This window comes from Arenibacter arenosicollis, assembly GCF_014397245.1.
Taxonomy (GTDB): Bacteria; Bacteroidota; Bacteroidia; order Flavobacteriales; family Flavobacteriaceae; genus Arenibacter; species Arenibacter arenosicollis.
This window is the reverse complement of sequence record NZ_JACLHY010000006.1, coordinates 117,957-137,070: the sequence shown is the minus strand read 5'-3', so window position 1 is coordinate 137,070 and position 19,114 is coordinate 117,957. Positions and strand designations below refer to the sequence as shown.

General features: G+C 38.2%; 19 protein-coding genes. 14 read left to right on the top strand and 5 right to left on the bottom strand.

Annotated elements, in window-relative coordinates; genetic code table 11:
- Positions 1-85 precede the first annotated feature (85 nt).
- A complete protein-coding gene (locus H4O18_RS08400) occupies positions 86-1,159 on the bottom strand; it encodes a branched-chain amino acid aminotransferase (RefSeq protein ID WP_187583403.1) in 1,074 nt (357 codons plus the stop codon).
- A gap of 105 nt (positions 1,160-1,264) precedes the next feature.
- Here H4O18_RS08400 and H4O18_RS08395 point away from each other — a divergent pair, with 105 nt between their 5' ends.
- The 10 genes from H4O18_RS08395 (at position 1,265) to H4O18_RS08350 (ending at position 11,178) form a co-directional block, all read left to right on the top strand.
- Entirely contained in the window at positions 1,265-1,768 is a 504-nt protein-coding gene (locus tag H4O18_RS08395) for a DUF4920 domain-containing protein (protein WP_187583401.1), read from the top strand.
- Between the two features lies 1 nt (position 1,769).
- Positions 1,770-2,435: a tRNA (5-methylaminomethyl-2-thiouridine)(34)-methyltransferase MnmC2 gene (mnmC2, locus tag H4O18_RS08390; RefSeq protein WP_187583399.1), complete on the top strand. Its 666-nt coding sequence runs from the start codon at positions 1,770-1,772 to the stop codon at positions 2,433-2,435.
- A 130-nt stretch (positions 2,436-2,565) separates the two neighbouring features.
- Positions 2,566-3,528 carry a TIGR01777 family oxidoreductase gene (locus H4O18_RS08385; RefSeq protein WP_187583397.1) on the top strand — a complete coding sequence of 321 codons (963 nt, stop codon included), beginning with the start codon at positions 2,566-2,568 and terminating at the stop codon, positions 3,526-3,528.
- 140 nt (positions 3,529-3,668) lie between these two features.
- Complete coding sequence (locus tag H4O18_RS08380; RefSeq protein WP_187583395.1) at positions 3,669-4,241, top strand: nucleotide exchange factor GrpE; 573 nt, start codon at positions 3,669-3,671, stop codon at positions 4,239-4,241.
- A 9-nt stretch (positions 4,242-4,250) separates the two neighbouring features.
- A complete protein-coding gene (gene dnaJ / locus H4O18_RS08375; protein WP_187583393.1) occupies positions 4,251-5,375 on the top strand; it encodes a molecular chaperone DnaJ in 1,125 nt (374 codons plus the stop codon).
- 595 nt (positions 5,376-5,970) lie between these two features.
- Complete coding sequence (locus tag H4O18_RS08370) at positions 5,971-6,894, top strand: ABC transporter ATP-binding protein (RefSeq protein ID WP_187583391.1); 924 nt, start codon at positions 5,971-5,973, stop codon at positions 6,892-6,894.
- 5 nt (positions 6,895-6,899) lie between these two features.
- On the top strand, positions 6,900-8,237 hold the full coding sequence (locus tag H4O18_RS08365; protein WP_187583389.1) for an ABC transporter permease: 1,338 nt from the start codon (positions 6,900-6,902) through the stop codon (positions 8,235-8,237).
- Between the two features lies 1 nt (position 8,238).
- Entirely contained in the window at positions 8,239-9,135 is an 897-nt protein-coding gene (locus H4O18_RS08360; RefSeq protein ID WP_187583387.1) for a mechanosensitive ion channel family protein, read from the top strand.
- Positions 9,125-10,003, top strand: a complete 879-nt coding sequence (locus H4O18_RS08355; protein ID WP_187583385.1) for a DUF6268 family outer membrane beta-barrel protein — start codon at positions 9,125-9,127, stop codon at positions 10,001-10,003. Before H4O18_RS08360 ends, H4O18_RS08355 begins: the two co-directional genes overlap by 11 nt.
- A gap of 11 nt (positions 10,004-10,014) precedes the next feature.
- Complete coding sequence (locus H4O18_RS08350; protein ID WP_187583383.1) at positions 10,015-11,178, top strand: sigma-54-dependent transcriptional regulator; 1,164 nt, start codon at positions 10,015-10,017, stop codon at positions 11,176-11,178.
- Positions 11,179-11,357: 179 nt separating this feature from the next.
- Here the strand turns inward: H4O18_RS08350 and H4O18_RS08345 are convergent, their stop codons facing one another.
- Positions 11,358-12,047, bottom strand: a complete 690-nt coding sequence (locus tag H4O18_RS08345; protein ID WP_187583381.1) for a hypothetical protein — start codon at positions 12,045-12,047, stop codon at positions 11,358-11,360.
- 416 nt (positions 12,048-12,463) lie between these two features.
- On the opposite strand from H4O18_RS08345, the gene H4O18_RS08340 reads away from it, so the two are divergent.
- The 3 genes from H4O18_RS08340 to H4O18_RS08330 all read left to right on the top strand — a co-directional run bounded on the left by H4O18_RS08340 (position 12,464) and on the right by H4O18_RS08330 (position 15,798).
- Complete coding sequence (locus H4O18_RS08340) at positions 12,464-13,342, top strand: PPK2 family polyphosphate kinase (RefSeq protein WP_187583379.1); 879 nt, start codon at positions 12,464-12,466, stop codon at positions 13,340-13,342.
- Positions 13,339-14,712 carry a M20/M25/M40 family metallo-hydrolase gene (locus H4O18_RS08335; RefSeq protein ID WP_187583377.1) on the top strand — a complete coding sequence of 458 codons (1,374 nt, stop codon included), beginning with the start codon at positions 13,339-13,341 and terminating at the stop codon, positions 14,710-14,712. The genes H4O18_RS08340 and H4O18_RS08335 overlap by 4 nt, the downstream gene beginning before the upstream one ends.
- A gap of 153 nt (positions 14,713-14,865) precedes the next feature.
- The gene (locus tag H4O18_RS08330) at positions 14,866-15,798 is read left to right on the top strand and encodes a peptidylprolyl isomerase (RefSeq protein WP_187583375.1); all 933 of its coding nucleotides are present in this window, start codon (positions 14,866-14,868) and stop codon (positions 15,796-15,798) included.
- A 469-nt stretch (positions 15,799-16,267) separates the two neighbouring features.
- Here H4O18_RS08330 and H4O18_RS08325 read toward each other — a convergent pair whose 3' ends face one another.
- Both H4O18_RS08325 and H4O18_RS08320 read right to left on the bottom strand, forming a co-directional pair.
- Entirely contained in the window at positions 16,268-16,459 is a 192-nt protein-coding gene (locus H4O18_RS08325; protein WP_103442091.1) for a cold-shock protein, read from the bottom strand.
- Between the two features lie 377 nt (positions 16,460-16,836).
- Complete coding sequence (locus H4O18_RS08320; RefSeq protein WP_187583373.1) at positions 16,837-17,475, bottom strand: peroxiredoxin; 639 nt, start codon at positions 17,473-17,475, stop codon at positions 16,837-16,839.
- A gap of 364 nt (positions 17,476-17,839) precedes the next feature.
- On the opposite strand from H4O18_RS08320, the gene H4O18_RS08315 reads away from it, so the two are divergent.
- Positions 17,840-18,391, top strand: a complete 552-nt coding sequence (locus H4O18_RS08315) for a YfiT family bacillithiol transferase (RefSeq protein WP_187583371.1) — start codon at positions 17,840-17,842, stop codon at positions 18,389-18,391.
- A gap of 60 nt (positions 18,392-18,451) precedes the next feature.
- On the opposite strand, the gene H4O18_RS08310 is transcribed toward H4O18_RS08315, so the two are convergent.
- Positions 18,452-19,012, bottom strand: coding sequence for a thioredoxin family protein (locus tag H4O18_RS08310; protein ID WP_187583370.1), 561 nt, complete (start codon positions 19,010-19,012; stop codon positions 18,452-18,454).
- Positions 19,013-19,114 lie beyond the last annotated feature (102 nt).

Below are 19,114 nucleotides of genomic sequence, written 5' to 3'. Positions count from 1 at the left end.
ATCCAATTCCTGGACATGGCAATCCATAAAAAAAAGCCCCTCTTCTTTTAAAGATGAGGGGCTTTTTAATGGTGTACCGCGAATACTATTTTATATTCACTTGATATCTCCAGCCAAATTTATCTTCGGCCTTATTATATTGAATATCCGTAATGCGCTTCTTTAATAAGGAGGCATAGCTATCCTTTGTTTCCGGTAGATCATAATCCGATCCCTGGAAACCGAAAGTGGCAATAGGTGAAATTACAGCTGCGGTTCCGGCTCCAAACATTTCTTTAAGACTGCCGTTCTTTGAGGCTTCAACAACCTCTTTAACAGTTATTTTTCTAACCTCCACTTTTATTTTTTCATTCTTGGCAATATCTATTATACTCTTTCTAGTTATACCGTCCAATATCCTATCACTTGTTGGACTGGTAATTAAAGTATCATTTATTCGAACAAAAATATTCATGGCACCGGCCTCCTCAATATATTCGTGGCTGTTGTCATCGGTCCAAATAACCTGATTATAGCCTTTTTCCACTGCCAATTGGGTCGGATAAAATTGTCCAGCGTAATTACCACCGGCCTTAGCAAAACCTACACCGCCATTAGCGGATCTGGAGTATTTTTCTTCTATCAAAACTTTTACCTTACCTGCAAAATAAGAGGCAGACGGCGAACATGCAATAATAAATTTGTATTCGGTTGAAGGTGATGCATGGAAACCTACTCCTGTGGCAAACATAAAAGGTCTAATGTACAATGAGCTTCCTTCCGCAGTAGGAATCCATTTATGGTCCAATTTTAACAGAGCCTTTAAGCCATCCATAAAGTAATCTTCGGGGAATTCGGGCATTGCCAGTCTTTTGGACGAAATATTAATTCGCTTTTGGTTTTCCAAGGGACGGAAAAGCCAAACATTTTTGTCTTTATCCTTGTAGGCTTTCATACCTTCAAAAACAGATTGCCCATAATGGAAAATTTTAGCGGACGGGTCAAGTGTAATGGGTTGATATGGAACTATTTTAGGATTTTCCCAAGCTCCATTCTTATAATCGCAGACCATCATATGATCTGTAAAGTACTTCCCAAACGATAAATTATCAAAATCTACTTTATCAATTTTCGAGGTTTTAACTTTCTCAACTATTATTGAATTTGAAACAGTTTGCATAGAGATTTAATTTAAAGCAATAAAATTAAGCAAATATCATTAGTAGTACTTCTTTTTTTGTCAAAAAAGACCCAGTTTTGTAAAGTGATTTAATTTCTGTCTATTATGAGGCATTTTAACATTTTGATTGCGTTTTTTATTGTGTTTTCAGCTTGTAAGCCACAAAATAAATCCCAGGAACCTATCAGGGAACCCGTGGCGGAGGAAACCTTTGAATATTTCGGAGCCCAAATAGTTGACTACAACGCCATGACCAGTGGTATGATGCTTAAAAAATATAAAAGTATGGCTAAGACCGACACACTTGCTTCCCTATTTTCTGGTCGGGTAACCGAGGTCTGTAAAGTAAAAGGCTGTTGGATGAAATTGGAATTGGGAAACGGGGATGAAACTATGGTGAGATTTAAGGATTATAGTTTTTTTATGCCACGGGACATTGTTGGTAAGGAGGTAATTGTAAATGGCGTCGCCTTTGTTGAAGAAATGAGTGTTGAAGACCAACGGCATTTTGCCCATGACGGAGGCAAACCAGATGAGGAAATTGCCAGAATAAGCGAGGTGAAGAAAACCTATGCCTTTGAAGCGGATGGAGTATTGATAAATAAATAATGTGAAAAGGAAAATAATTACCACTGCAGATGGTTCCAAAACAATTCAAATTGAAGAGTGGAACGAACAGTACCATTCAATTCACGGTGCAGTGCAGGAAGCGTATCATGTCTTTATTAAGAACGGATTGTCTATGTTCCGTGATAGGCCCTTGTCTATTTTGGAAATTGGCTTTGGTACGGGATTGAACGCCCTTATAACTTTAGTGGAATCTGAGAAGCAAGGTTTGGAAGTGACTTATACAGGTGTTGAAGCTTATCCAGTGCTCCCCGAAGAACTGGAGCAATTGGGTTATAGTGGAGCGCTGGATGCAAAGGATTTTGAACAGTATTTTTTTAAGATGCACCAAACTTCTTGGGGAACACTACATCAGATTACAACTAGTTTTTCCTTGATTAAGCAGCAGTTGGATTTTAAGGAAATTTCGGATGTCAATCTCTTTGATCTTATCTATTTTGATGCCTTTGGTGCCCGGGTACAACCAGAGCTTTGGACAGAGGACGTATTTGCCATAATGTACAAGGCTTTGAAAAAAGATGGTGTGCTGGTTACTTATTCTGCCAAGGGAAGCGTAAGGAGGGCTATGCAGGCTGTAGGGTTTGTCGTGGAAAGGTTGCCCGGTCCGCCAGGAAAAAGAGAAATGCTCCGGGCCTTAAAAATTTCCTAAATATTGGTCCTTTATTATGGATAACTTAACAACTAAGGACCTAGGACTGTTAAACCTAAACTAAAGTCAACTACTTCAATATTAAAAACCCATATATTTATATCCAAGTTGATGGAAAGATAGAAAGGGTATGAAGGTTCTAGTAACAGGTGCAACAGGTTTGGTAGGGAGTGAAATTGTAAATTTGTGCAAACAGAATAATATTTCTGTGAACTACTTGACCACCAGTAAGAATAAAATCGTTTCTCAAACGGGCTATAATGGTTTTTATTGGAATCCCAACAAGAATGAAATCGATATAAATTGTTTTAACGGGGTTACTGCTATAATCAATCTGGCGGGATCAAGTATTTCTACGAGATGGACCAAGAATAATAAAAAAAAGATACTAAATAGTAGGGTAAATTCCTTAAGAACTTTACTGGGGGCTATACCCAAAGAAGGTAGACATGGTATTAACACGCTTGTGTCCGCTTCCGCTATAGGTATCTATCCTAATTCTTTATCACACTATTATAAGGAAGACGAAAAAGGGTTGGATGACAGTTTTTTGGGGGAGGTAGTATCTGCATGGGAGAAGGAGGTAGATGCATTTGAAAAAGTGAATATTAAAACCGCCAAAATTCGGATAGGGTTGGTTATGTCCAACAAAGGTGGAGCCTTGCCCGAAATGGCCAAGCCCATAAAATATTACCTTGGGGCAGCCATGGGTTCTGGGAACCAATGGCAATCCTGGATTCACCTTCAGGACTTGGGCAGGATATTTTTACAGGTTCTGACAAAGGAGCTGACGGGAATATATAATGGTGTGGCACCAAATCCTGTAACCAATATTAAGCTGACAAAAGAACTGGCAAGAGTTTTGGATAGGCCCCTATTGCTGCCCAATATTCCTAAGCCCATGATGCGTATAGTTTTGGGAGAAATGTCTTACTTGTTATTTGTTAGTCAGCGCGTAAGTTGTAAAAAAATTGAGGATTCGGGATTCGATTTTATCTACCCGAACATATGTAGGGCCTTGGAAAATATATATGGGGACAAGGGTGAGCAAATGCCCAGCGATACACTTTATCGAAATGAGTTTGTTTCCTAGTCGTTAATGGTATTATAAGATTTGTGAACATCCGTCATTGACGGATGTTTTTTTTATAAAGTTTAATGACATTATGACATTTTTAAAGAATTGGCAGTACTTTTGCCACTTCAAATCGGAAGTATATAAATATATTTTAAATGAGCAACGAAAATAAAACAGAAGAAATGGAAGATGATGTTCTGAATAATATAGAAAGTCAAGAAGGAGAACAGGACGGTTCATCTGTTGGGAACGAAGATTTAGAAAAAGGGGAAGAACTTAGCCTGGAAGAGCAATTGCAGGAAGACCTTAATAAGGAAAAAGACAAATTTTTACGTCTTTTTGCGGAGTTCGAGAATTACAAAAGGCGTACCTCGAAGGAAAGAATGGATTTGTTTAAAACTGCAGGGCAGGAAGTTATCGTGTCTTTATTACCTGTAATCGATGATTTTGACCGCGCACTAAAGGAAGTCTCCAAATCTGAGGATAGGGAGATGTTTAAGGGAGTGGAATTAATAAGCAATAAGTTCAAGGAAACGCTAAAAAACAAGGGGCTTCAAGAAATTGAAGTAAAGCAAGGTGATGCCTTTGATGCAGAAATACATGATGCCATTACCCAAATTCCGGCTCCTAGTAAAAAGTTGAAAGGCAAAATAGTAGATGTAGTAGAAAAAGGTTTTAAACTGGGTGATAAAATTATACGCCATCCAAAAGTAGTTGTTGGAAATTAAAAATATTTTATGAAGGAGGATTATTATGACATCTTGGGCATTGGAAAAAATGCCACAGCGGCTGAAGTAAAGAAAGCTTATCGCAAAAAGGCAATCGAGTACCATCCTGACAAAAACCCAGGTGACGCTAAGGCTGAGGAAATGTTTAAAAAAGCGGCAGAGGCTTATGAGGTTCTAAGTGACCCCAATAAGAAAGCCCGTTATGACCAATACGGACATGCAGCCTTTGAAGGCGGCGGTGGTTTTGGCGGAGGCGGAATGAACATGGATGACATTTTTAGTCAGTTCGGGGATATTTTCGGTGGTGCCTTTGGCGGTGGTGGCTTTAGTGGTTTTTCCGGATTTGGCGGAGGCGGCGGTCAGCGACGTGTTAAAGGAAGTAACTTGAGAATCAGGGTTAAACTGACTTTGGAGGAAATTGCCAATGGTGTAGAAAAGAAAATTAAGGTAAGAAGAAAAATTCAGGCAGATGGTGTAACATACCAGACCTGCGGTACCTGTGGTGGTCGTGGCCAAGTAACTAAAATCACCAATACAATTTTAGGTAGAATGCAGACTGCAGCTACCTGTAGCAATTGTGGAGGTAGTGGACAAATGATCGATAAGAAACCCAGCGATGCGGATGCCAATGGATTAAAGGTTGCTGAGGAAACTGTTAGTATTAACATTCCGGCGGGAGTTGAGGATGGCATGCAATTAAAAGTGCCAAACAAAGGAAACGATGCCCCAGGCAATGGAGTTCCTGGAGATTTGTTGGTAGCAATCGAGACCGAAGAGCATGAAACGTTAAAGAGGGAAGGGGATAATCTTCATTACGATCTATATATCAGCATTTCCGAAGCCGTTTTGGGAACCTCAAAAGAGATTGACGCCGTAGGTGGTAAGGTAAGAATCAAATTGGAGGCTGGTATACAATCCGGCAAAATCCTTAGATTAAGAGGTAAAGGTATTTCCAGTCTTAATGGATATGGCAGTGGGGATTTACTGGTTCATGTAAATGTCTGGACGCCCAAGGAGTTGAATAAAGAGCAAAAAGACTTTTTTGAACGTATGCAGAATAACGAGAATTTTGAGCCTAGACCAGAGAAATCAGATAAGTCTTTCTTTGAAAAGGTTAAGGATATGTTCTCCTAGGTGGCGCGTCGATTTAGGTTTTAAATAAAAAACGTATATTTGAGATAATATTGGGAAACCAGTATTATTTTCTTTTTCATAGCAATTTTTTTTCCCATCCTTGATTCGTTAAGGGTGGGTTTTGTTTTTTAGTTCAACCCCATTTTTATAAGCTCTGAAGGAGCGGAATAAACATGGATGGTTGAACTAATCCCGCCCCTTGGCGGGATCTTAACGTTATTCCGGGTGGGTTATATTAGTGAAACCCTGACTTTAAGAGCTTCAGGGAAGCGAATTAAAGATGGACGGTTGAACTAATCCCGCCCTTTGACGGGATCTCAATATTAAATAGGGGAAGTTTTTTACCGAAACCCCATTTTTAGGTTAATATTTTTTAAATGCAATATTGAATAGTTAGCCATTTTTAGGGGAGATAAGGATTTTCAAAGCTTTATTTATTTTCTTTCCTATAGATATTTGTCCAAAATTCCGCTTGAACCTTAGCTCATAATATTATCATAGTTAAATTATGTGAAAAAGCTTAAAAAGGAATAATTTATAAAATTCCAGCCTATCTCTTACATGGCAATTATATATCTTTGAGGAAATTGCGTACATGAGTAATATATTGGTCGCTAAAGAGGTTTCCAAGCAGTTTGGGAACCATATAGCTCTCAACAAAGTTTCGTTGGAAATTCCCAAAAACAGTATTTATGGTCTGTTAGGTCCTAACGGAGCGGGGAAGACTACTTTGATACGGATAATTAATCAAATTATTTATCCGGATCAAGGGGAAATTTATTTTGATGGCAAGCCATTACAGCCCCACCACATATCCATGATTGGATATTTACCTGAGGAAAGGGGACTTTATAAAAGTATGAAAGTAGGGGAGCAGGCCCTTTACCTTGCCCAATTAAAAGGACTTTCCAAGGCAGATGCAAAAAGCAGATTAAAATATTGGTTCGATCGCTTGGAAATAGGGGATTGGTGGAATAAGAAAATACAGGAACTTTCGAAGGGAATGGCTCAAAAGATCCAGTTTATCGTCACGGTTTTACATGAGCCTAAGCTTTTGATTTTTGATGAACCGTTTAGTGGGTTCGATCCCATAAATGCCAATCTTATTAAGGATGAAATTCTTGAACTAAGGGATAAGGGCACCACCATTATCTTTTCTACCCATAGAATGGAATCGGTAGAGGAATTATGTGAATATATTGCGCTCATACACAAGTCGGAAAAACTATTGGATGGGAAGCTTAGCGATATAAAAAAAGCATATAAGAACAATATTTATAAAGTGGGACTGGGTGTGCAAAGTGCCAATGGGCTATTGGCGGACTTAAAAGATAAATTTAATATCCTTTCTTCGGAATACGTCGATGGAGGGATACAGTTAAATTTCACGGTTCAATTGCCTTCGGATGATACAGGCCCCTTTCTTTCCCATTTATCCGGCAAAGCAAATGTTAATAATTTCACTGAAACAATTCCATCGGCCAACGATATATTTATTAGAACCGTTCAAACTAAATAATATTTATGGGTAAGTTATCACTCATCATAAAACGAGAGTATTTAGCAAAGGTTCGAAATAAATCCTTTGTGGTCATGACGTTTTTGAGTCCAATCCTTATGGTGGGAATGGTTGTTCTTATTGTTTATCTAACCAAGATAAATGATAATGAAATAAGGACTATTGCAGTTTTAAATGAGAGCAATTATTTTTCAACGGATTTTCAGGGTACGGAAAGTGCCTCCTTTGTAAGGATGAGGGATATTGATTTGGAGGCTGCCAAAGATTCTATTCAGAAAATGGGGTTTTATGGTTTGCTTTATATCCCTGACGAGCCGGATTTGGAAAAGGTGGCTAGTAGGTCTATCTTTTATACCAAGGATTCTCCGGGATCCAGTATTTTGGACAATTTGGAAAATGTCTTTGAAGATCGTCTGAGATTGAGGAGATTACAGGAATTAGGAGTTTCTGTATCCGATTTTGAAAGCGTAGGTAATAACTTTGAAATTAATACGGCCAATTTTTCTGGGGAACAGAACCTGAAAGGTATAACCGAAATAAAAGCTTTTATAGGTGGGGCATTTGGGTATCTGATCATGATGTTCATCATTATATATGGTGGATTTGTTATGCGTAGTGTGATCGAGGAAAAAACAACGAGGATAATAGAGGTTATCATCTCTTCGGTGAAGCCTTTTCAGCTTATGTTGGGGAAAATTATAGGAACTTCCTTGGCAGGGGTCACCCAATTTGCTATTTGGATCATTTCCGCCATTTTAATGTTTGGAGTGCTAATTCTGGTTTTCGATATTGATCCGTCCGGATTAAATTCAGGAGCGTCCAATGCTCCTGGCTTGGTTGGCGGAGCAGCGTATATGGCGGCATCAGATTCAGCCATACAATTATATGCGAATGAACTTTTTAGGATACCTTGGGTTATGCTTATTAGTTTTTTTCTGATCTATTTTATATTGGGGTATTTAATTTATAGTTCAATATATGCGGCAATAGGGGCCGCCGTAGATAATGAAACTGATACACAACAGTTTATTTTCCCTATTATACTCCCCTTAATGTTAGCTATTTATGTGGGTTTCTTTTCTGTTTTTAATAACCCCCATGGTCCAATAGCGGTGGCATTCTCTTTATTTCCCCTAACATCGCCTATTGTAATGCTGATGAGACTTCCGGGAGGTATTGGAGAAGGTGGTGTGCCAATTTGGGAGGTGGCGGTGTCTATTCTTTTATTGATAGTTACATTTATTGGAATTGTTTGGTTGGCGGCAAAAATTTATAGGGTAGGGATTTTGATGTACGGGAAAAAGCCATCCTATAGGGATTTGTTTAAATGGCTGAAATATTAGCATGGAAGAAATAAAGAATATCGTCAAGTCCTTAAATGATTTCCTTGCCTACAAAATATGGGACGGTGATAAGGTAGTTATTACGGCAGGCACCTTTTTAACGATTATTATTTCTATAATAGTGGTAACCTACGCTTTGAAACTGGTCCATAGATTGGTTACCTCAAAGTTGCCGGAGGAGGATAAGAATAAGTTTATCAGTATTTTTGGGTTTTTGAGGTATCTATTTTACATCATGGTGGTATTGGTTGTCCTGCATACCTCTGGGGTTAATCTAACCGTACTGTTGACCGCCTCTGCAGCGCTATTTGTGGGCTTGGGGTTTGCCCTGCAATATTTGTTTCAGGATATCATTTCTGGTATTTTGATTATTATGGATCAGTCCCTACGTGTGGGCGATATTGTTGAGGTAAATCAAAAAGTAGGACAGGTTTTTGAAATACGGTTAAGGACTACCAGGGCACTTACCAGGGATGACAAGGTAATCATAATTCCTAATCACCAATTTTTAACAGATAGTATTTATAATTATACCCAAAATCATAAAAGCACTAGGGAGAGCGTTAAGATTGGGGTGGCATATGGGAGCGAGGTAAATTTGGTGACCAAAATATTGGAAAATATCGCCGGTAATCAAAAAGGGGTATTAAAAAATCCAAAGCCTTTTGTCCTCTTTGAGGATTTTGGGGATTCCGCCTTATTGTTTTCCATTAATTTTTACATTAACGACAGCTATGGAGATCCAAAAATTAAAAGTGCTATGAGGTATAGGATAGATGCCAAATTTAGGGAACACGAAATAAGTATACCCTTTCCACAGAGGGATATTCATTTGTTTCAATCCCGTCCTTTGCAAACAACACAGGTAGAAAAAAATAGTGCAGGGAATGGGAATTAAAATAGAAAAATTAGGATTCATCTTTGGATTCCTTTTATTGGTGAATTTTTGTCCTGCCCAGACACCTGATGTTTTTAGGTTGGAGTATATGCTGATGCCCAGAAATACTGCTGAAGCAAAACTGTCACGAATAAAATTAGTAGCCAATTTGCCCATTAAAGTGAGTAAGAACGACAATATTATTGTTGGGGCCGAGTACAATCGAATAGCCTTTGATCTTAATCGTGGAGCACCATATGATGATGAAATAACAGAAACATTTCATGTGGCCGATTTAAACATGGCTTACATATTGCAGTACAACCAGGACTGGCGCTTTGTAGGAGTGGTTACTCCCCGTTTGTCGTCGACATTGACCAACAATATAGGTGATGGCGATGTGTCCTTGAACGTCACCGTTGGAGCATTACGGGATAGGCCAAATATTGAAAAACCAACGCGATTGGTATTGGGCGTGGCCTATAATTCAACGGTGGCGGTAAGAATACCATTGCCTTTGGTTTATTTTGAAAAGAGGTTTCATCCCAATTGGGCATATGTTGTTGGTGCGCCCAAGAGTGGAATGAAATACTTTTTCAATGACAAGCATATGCTTCAAACAGAATTTATAGTGGACGGATATTATGTAAACTTACAGAATACGGTGATTAGCTCGGATTCCGGGATCGCTTCTTCCATTTCAACTTCTGTTGCCTTGTTTACATTGGGGTATCAATATGCTGTAGCCAAAAATATTTTCTTTTACGGTTATGCCGGACATACCTTGTTTCAAGCAGGGGTGTTGAGGGATGATGATCGAAATAATATTTTTACATTGAACGACCAACCTAGTTTCTATTTTAGAACGGGTTTTAGAATTGGAATTTAAAATACTTAGTTATGTCTAGAATATTAGTTATTGAAGATGAATCGGCTATTAGAAGGGTTTTGGTAAAAATTCTTTCCGAAGAGAATGAAAACTATAAAGTAGAGGAGGCTGAAGATGGATTGATGGGGTTGGAAACCATAAAAAAAGATGATTTTGACCTTGTTTTATGCGATATAAAAATGCCCAAAATGGATGGTGTTGAGGTATTGGAAGCCGTACGCAAAATAAAACCTGAAATTCCTTTTATCATGATTTCCGGACATGGAGATTTGGATACCGCCGTTAACACCATGAGGATTGGGGCCTTCGATTATATTTCCAAACCACCAGATTTAAATAGGTTATTGACTACGGTACGCAATGCCTTGGATAGAAAGGAATTGGTGGTGGAAAACAAGATCTTAAAGAAAAAGGTCAGTAAGAACTATGAAATGATTGGGGAGAGCAAGGAAATCTCTGTAATCAAGGAGATGATAGAGAAGGTGGCTCCTACAGACGCCAGAGTCCTCATTACGGGCTCAAATGGTACTGGAAAGGAACTAGTTGCACATTGGATCCATGAAAAAAGCGAGAGAAATGCCCACCCTCTGATAGAGGTAAACTGTGCGGCAATTCCATCCGAATTAATAGAAAGTGAACTTTTTGGGCATGTTAAGGGAGCTTTTACATCGGCGGTCAAGGATAGGGCCGGTAAGTTTGAAGCGGCCAATAATGGAACCATATTTTTGGATGAGATTGGGGATATGAGCCTGTCGGCACAAGCAAAAGTACTACGTGCACTACAAGAAAATAAAATAAGTAGGGTTGGTTCCGATAAAGATATTAAGGTAGATGTTAGGGTGGTCGCCGCCACCAATAAGAACCTGAAGAAAGAAATAGAAGACGGGAGGTTCCGTGAGGATTTATACCACAGACTGGCAGTGATTTTAATTAAGGTTCCTGCTCTAAACGAGAGGAGGGACGATATTCCCTTGCTTATAAAGCATTTTTCCGAAAAAATTGCCTCGGAACACGGAAGCGCACCTAAAGCATTTTCATCAAAGGCTGTTTCCTTGTTAAAGGGGTATGATTGGACGGGAAATATTCGCGAATTGAGGAATGTTGTGGAACGACTTATAATTCTTGGAGGAAACGAAGTAACCGAAGAAGACGTAAAGTTGTTTGCGAGTAAATAGGTAGTGTTATTTGGAAACTTAATTCACCCTTTACGTTTATGGAGTTTAGAGTTGAATTATAGTTCAAGAATGAAAGCTTGCCGGAGATAACCATGTGTTGATACTACTATGCTTTGCAATATGGGTTTGCCCAGATTAAGTTTCGGGAATGCCTTATGCCCAATGCTTAGGGACAGTTGCTAATTTTTGCAGTCACCAAGCCTCTCAAGGGCCTTGGCTGCAATTTCCTTGGTTTTTAGATTATAGTATTTTTTGCCTTCGGAAAGGTTCGGTTTCAAAAGTTGCTGTTCACAAATATTATAAACGTTTTGTGTAAACGCCAAGGCTTCTTTACAATCCACGGATTCCACCACCTTGTCCAAGGATACTTTGAACTTTTCCAAAGCGATGTCCACTTTGTTTTCAAGAGTTTTATTGTCCAGAGGTTGTTGGGATTTCTTTTCTGCTATTGAAGTCTTGGTATTCATGGCCAAAACATCATTGTTATACCTACTATCATGGGAGTCGTGTTCGTCCAGGGCTTCTAAACTTCCAGAGGCCTTGTCCAATGCCTTTTTAAGTAATATTTTGGCACTTGGTAAGGAAGTGGCCTTGGTGGCATTGGTTAAATTAACAGAACTCTCATGGATCAGCTCAATAGCATGATCACAGCCGCAATCTTCCAATTGGGACTTGGATTTCACTATGGCATTCAATGCCTTATAAGCAAAATATTTGGACATATTAATGTCTTCGGTGGCTATTGCCTTTTCAGTTTGTGATTGAATGTAGCCAATATTGGAACCGGCATATTCACAGGCTTTGTTATTCTTAAATGAGGAGAAAGTAAGCATTGCAAAAGAACAAACAGCTATAACGGAAAGTCTCATAAAGTAGGTTTTAGTTTCTTGTTATACTGGGAAATATAACCTTGTAAAGGTAATCCTACGACTTTATTTTTCCATGTTTTTTCGACGAAGTACAGGAGTTGATTTTATTTTTAGACGAACTGAAGCTTTCTTCGGATATATGGTGATTTTTTTTTCATGTTTTCCCGATGGTGAATCGATAAAATCCCTAATCTGTCTTCAATAGTCTATTAATAATGTAAAGTAATTCCTTGAATTTTAGGTCCATATGGATAGCTTTCGATTGCATTGATGTTTTAGCCGGTCATCATATTTGTTTCAAATATTATGGAAATTAGGTTTCTTTAAAAATTGAAGCTTTAACTTTTAGGTAATTTGAATAATTTCCTATATTTTTTGTTTCTAATTGCTCTTAATGTGAGCACTAAACATTATCCATGAAAAATATAGAGGTAGATGCTTATAGGGTTGATAGCGAAATTGAATTGGTGAATTTAGATACTAGGGAAGATTTAGACTCGTCAGATAAAAAATTGCGGAGGGCATTGGAAAATATTAGGATTGAGCTGGGAGAGTTTCAGGACACAATGTATGCCCATGGCAAATACAGCGTACTAATTTGTTTACAGGGTACGGATACAGCAGGGAAGGACAGCCTAATTAGGGAGGTGTTCAAAGATTTTAATGCAAGGGGAGTGGTGGTTCATAGTTTTAAGGTGCCAACAGAATTGGAATTAAAGCACGATTATATTTGGCGACACTACATTGCCCTTCCGGCCAAGGGAAAATTTGGGGTTTTTAATCGGACACATTACGAGAACGTTTTGGTGACTAGGGTGCATCCAGAATATATTTTGAACGAGCATATCCCTGGAATCCACAATGTGTCGGACATAGACCAAAATTTTTGGGACAAGCGTTTTGAACAAATAAATAATTTTGAGCGCCACATTGAAGAAAACGGAACTATCATTTTTAAATTTTTTCTTCATTTGTCCAAAGAAGAGCAGCGACAGCGTTTGTTGCGTAGGTTGGCTTTAAGGAAGAAAAATTGGAAATTTTCCCCAGGCGATTTAAAGGAAAGACTAATATGGGATAAGTACCAAAAGTGTTATGAAGAGGCAATAAACAATACTTCAAAACCTCATGCCCCTTGGTTTGTAGTTCCATCTGACAATAAAAAGGCCGCCCGGGTAATTGTTGCCGCTATTTTGTTGGAAGAGTTAAAAAAATACAAAGATATAAGGGAACCGGAACTGGATGATAAAATAAAAGCTAATTTAGAAGAATATAAAAAACAATTGGAAAACGAATGAAATATTTATTGGTAGTATTTCTACTTATTACAGCACATATTGAAGCACAGAATAATGATCAAAATCAGATTAAGGAAATTTATACTTCGGCCCTTACCGATGGTAACGGTTATGCTTGGTTAAATTATCTGTCCAACCAAATAGGAGGACGGCTTTCCGGTTCGTTACAGGCACAACAGGCGGTAGATTACACCAAAAAAGTCTTGGATTCCATGGGACTAGATCGAGTTTGGCTCCAGCCCGTAAAGGTGCCTAAATGGGTGAGGGGTACTCCAGAATTTGCTTATATAGAAAGTGACCCGGGATTAACTAATAATGTTCCAATTTGCGCATTGGGAGGGTCTGTTGCTACACCTTTTGGAGGTATTAAGGCCGGTGTAGTAGAGGTACATGGTATTGAAGGATTAAAAACTTTGGGGAAAGAAAAAATTCAAGGGAAGATTGTGTTTTTTAATAAACCTATGGATCCTGCCAATATTAATACCTTTCAGTCTTATAGAGGTTGCTCGGACCAACGATATTCAGGGGCTGCCGAAGCGGCTAAATACGGTGCCGTAGGTGTAATTGTTAGGTCTTTAAATCTAAGGCTGGACGATTTTCCCCATACAGGGGCAATGAGTTATGGGGATACCCCAGTGGGCGATAGGATACCCGCAGCGGCCATCAGTACAAACGGGGCCGAATTGCTCAGTGCCACGCTCAAATTAAATCCAGGCATAAATTTTTTCTTTAGACAAAATTGTAAAATATTACCGGACACAGATTCTTTTAATGTAATTGGGGAGATAAAGGGGAGTACTTACCCAAATGAGGTTTTGGTGGTAGGTGGCCATTTGGATTCCTGGGATTTGGGAGATGGTTCCCACGATGATGGTGCCGGATGTGTTCAAAGTATGGAAGTGCTAAGATTGTTAAAGGCTACCGGATACAAGCCTAAACGAACCATAAGGGTGGTGCTCTTTATGAACGAGGAAAACGGACTCCGAGGAGGTAAAACTTATGCGGAGCAGGCCGCCAAGAAAAATGAAAAACACATTTTTGCCTTGGAAAGTGACTCCGGAGGATTCACTCCCCGTGGTTTTTCATTTGATTGTGACCAGGCTAATTTCAGTCAGGTGGAAAGCTGGAAAAGTTTGTTTGAACCCTATTTGGTGCATTTGTTTATTAAAGGAGGGAGTGGGTCGGATATAGCACCTTTAAAAAATGACAATATTGTTTTGGCAGGCCTAAGACCTGATTCACAACGTTATTTTGACCACCATCATTCCGCAAATGACACCTTTGCACATGTAAATAAAAGGGAATTGGAACTTGGAGCGGCTTCTATGGCCAGTTTAATCTATCTCTTCGATCAATATGGGATTAAATAATTGCTGCCGACAGCAATTATTTAAGATATCTATGAGGAATCCGGAATTTCTTTTAATTAAAACGGGGGTTCCAAATGTACTTTCTATGTTCCCTAGATTTTTATAAACAGAAAACTTATCCTTACCTTTGCAGACTAATAAAAAAACAGCGATATGCAAGACGGAATTTACGCAAAATTCAATACTTCGAAAGGAGAAATACTGGTTAAGCTTACTCATGATAAAACGCCTGGGACGGTTGGTAACTTTGTGGCCTTGGCTGAGGGGAATTTGGAGAATAGTATAAAAGCACAAGGTAAGCCGTATTATGACGGTTTAAAATTCCATAGGGTTATTCCAGATTTCATGATTCAGGGTGGATGTCCACTTGGAACGGGAACTGGCGACGGTGGTTATAAATTTGACGACGAATTTCATCCAGATCTTTCACATGACGGACCTGGTGTACTTTCAATGGCCAATGCAGGTCCTGGAACAAACGGGACCCAATTTTTTATTACCCACGTGGCTACTCCTTGGCTGGACAACAAGCATACTGTTTTTGGACATGTTGTTGAAGGGCAGGATGTAGTGGATGCTATAAAACAAGGTGATAAAATTGAAAGTTTAACTATTGAAAGAATCGGGGCCGAAGCCGATAAATGGAATGCGGTTGAGGCATTTAGAACTTTTGAAGGCTCTAGGGAAAAGAGATTGGCGGAAGAAAAGAAAAAAATGGCTGCCGAATTGGATAAAGTAGCGGCTGGTTTTAACGAAACTGCTAGTGGGCTTAGGTATAAAATTGTTCAAGAGGGAAAAGGAGTCAAGGCCGTAAGTGGAAAAAATGTTTCCGTTCACTATGAAGGGTCTTTGTTGGACGGACAAGTTTTTGATTCTTCCTATAAGAGAAAAGAGCCTATAAGCTTTCAGTTGGGTGTTGGCCAAGTAATTCCAGGATGGGACGAAGGTATTAGCTTATTGAAGGTAGGTGACAAAGCAAGGTTTGTTATTCCATCTAATTTGGGCTACGGTAGTGCAGGTGCAGGAGGAGTAATTCCACCGAATGCCACCCTAATATTTGATGTTGAATTAATGGGCATTGGTTAAAGGCCTAAGCTAAATGTAATTGAAAGGTTCTAAGAAATTAGAGCCTTTTTTTTGTGGCCCAAGGTTGGGGATTTATAGGCCGATATAAGTTTTCAACCCAGTTGGCTAACAACTGGATGGAACTTTGAAGTTACTTTAGGAAATCAATTTTTATCTTTTGGTCCTATTGAGACTTAATACCAATAGTGCAATATTTATTACCAACAAGGACAATAGGATAGTGAAAAAAGTGGTCATGCTTCAGTTATTTATAATGGTGTATACTCAGTGTTTTTTTGGAAGATGATAAAAGGTGTAAAAGGTTGCGTAAAAAATAATAATATTACAGGGGCAGGCGATAAATCGGCAGTGGTTGCGGAGGAAAACAAGAATTTTGAGCGATGTTGTTAATCAACTTTACTTTTGTTTCAATAAAAAACCCATCCTAGCGGATGGGCTCTATTTTCTAAAAAAAATTGTACCGTAATTATTAAATCACTTTTACATTTACTGCGTTCAATCCTTTTTTACCTTGTTGTAGTTCAAATTCTACAACATCACCTTCGCGAATTTCGTCGATTAAACCAGAAATGTGTACAAAGTGATCTTCGCTTGAGCCATCTTCAGTGATAAATCCGAAACCTTTGGAGTCATTGAAGAATTTTACTGTTCCTTTATTCATTATAAAAAATTAAAAAAATTAAATTAGGTGCGAAGATAGGGTTTAATTATTTAACTACATGATTTTTTGATAGTTATATTTTGTTTGACAGGGTCGAGACATCCCTGGGAATCAAAATTATGCAGCTAATTAACTGTGCGTTAATGGTCTTGGTCCAATACTTATTTTCTTAAACCCATGATACTTTATCTTAGATTTCTTCCTTTTTTTGTATGATAATGGAACATGTTTAAATGTCCCTGGCGATAGTGGAATATGTTAATATCTTGCTGTCTTCAATTAAATATGGTCGAGGACCTCGCGTCCTTGAACAATAAAGTCTTCCTAAATTATGGGAAGACTTCAATGTTTAAAAATTGATATTGGGTGTTGCGTTATTAAATATTTGGTTGCGGAGTCATCCTTAAATAAGGCTTAATTTCTTCCACCCCTTTGGTAAATATTTTCTTCGCATCTTCTGTATTTATGGATGGGCTTATTACAACCCTATCACCATTTTCCCAGTTCGCCGGAGTAGCTACTTTGTGGTATGCAGTTAATTGAAGCGAATCTATGACCCTTAGCATTTCGTGAAAATTACGACCTGTAGAGGCAGGATAAGTGATAATTAGTTTAACCGTTTTGTCCGGTGCTATAATATAAACGGAACGCACTGTTAAGCTGTCATTCGCATTTGGATGAATCATATCGTATAAGGTGGAAACCTTTTTGTCTTCATCGGCAATAATAGGAAAGTTAACAGTGGTGTGTTGTGTTTCATTAATGTCTTTGATCCATTCACCGTGCGATTCCACCCCATCAACACTAAGTGCCAACATTTTCACATTTCGTTTATCAAACTCAGCTTTAAATTTTGCCGCAGTTCCCAACTCAGTGGTACAAACAGGTGTGAAATCTGCAGGATGTGAAAACAAAATACCCCATCCATCGCCTAAATAATCATATAAATTGATCATTCCCATTGAACTATCTGCTGTAAAGTCAGGGGCCGCGTCGCCCAATCGTATAGTTGCCATATTTTAGTGATTTAGTTAAAAATTAATATCCTATAAAATTAGTAGATTACATTGTAATCAACTTTTTTAAAAGGTTAAAAAAGTATTAAAATTTAACAAAAATAGATGGTCTTTTAATTATTTTATAAATCGATTTTGTCCCAATTTTTGGTCTATAACATTTTGAAAGGCAAGATGTAGTGTATTTCTTTTAATTTATTTTTTTATAATATTTATTTACCAAAGTTGTAATTTGTATCAAACAAGAAACCTAATTTTAAGTCATACCTGCGGTACCACTTCCAAAGAGTAATATTTATAATATCAACACAATTATTTAAATGGATAACAATTAATTTGAATCAAACTTCTTTAATTTTATGATATGGAAGAAAGAACTTTAGAAGAATTGAAATATCCCATTGGCCATTTCGTCTTTACACAAAAAGTAAGTGAGGTAATTTTGTCCGATTGGATTTCTGAACTGGAGGCACTGCCTACGCGTTTGGAAGATTTGGTAATTGATCTAAACCAGGAGCAGCTGAATACTCCTTACCGTCCAGGTGGGTGGACTATAAGACAAGTGGTCCATCATCTTGCGGATAGTCATCATCACAGTTATACCAGATTTAAATGGGCTTTGACGGAGGATAGACCAGTGATTAAAGCTTATGATGAAAAAGAATGGAGTAATTTATTCGATGCCAATATCGCACCAATTATCTTGTCGTTGAATTACCTTAAAGCATTGCATGCAAAATTGGTATATCTTTTAAAGGGTTTGTCCAAGGAAGATTTGGAAAAGGTTTATTTGCATCCCGATGGCAATGTAGAGGTAAGCCTTATGGAAAATATTGGAAAATATGCTTGGCATGGCAATCATCATTTAGCACATATAGAAAGTTTAATAGAACGTAAGGGCTGGAATTGTCCATAAATTGTTTGGAATAGTACAATTTATAACTTAACTAAACTTATTGGAAGTCCATTCCAGTGCTTATTGTTTTTTCCACTTTATGTTGCAACCCATACTTGGTTTTTGGTTTGCATTTATTTCTTTTCCTTCGAGTAGGGCGTCCATAGCGCCTTTTAGATCACCTCCGCTGACAGGGATTCCGTTTCCTGGACGGGAGTTGTCGAACTGACCACGATATACCAATTTTAAATTCGCGTCGAATAGGTAGAAATCCGGGGTACAGGCTGCGTCATAAGCTTTAGCTACTTCTTGTGACTCATCATATAGATATGGAAATGTATACTTTTGCTCCACACTGATCAATTTCATTAAATGTGGAGCATCTTGCGGGTAGTTTTCCGCGTCGTTACTGGATATTGCTATAAATGAAATATCTTTATGTTGGTATTCTATGGCTGTTTTTGCGATTTCGGAATTAAGGTGCTTAACAAAAGGGCAATGGTTGCAAATAAACATGATAACGGTACCCTTGGAGCCCTTTAATTCTTGAAGGCTTTTGTATTTTTCCGATGTAGTATCGAGCAATTTAAAGCTAGGGGCTATTGTGCCCAAAGGCAACATATTACTTGGTGTGTTCGCCATGACTTTAATATTTTGAGGATAGGTATTATACAAAGTTAAAGGAAATTGTAGATTTTTGTATAAGGATTGCGCATTAGTTGTTTTTAAATGAACCTTCAAGAA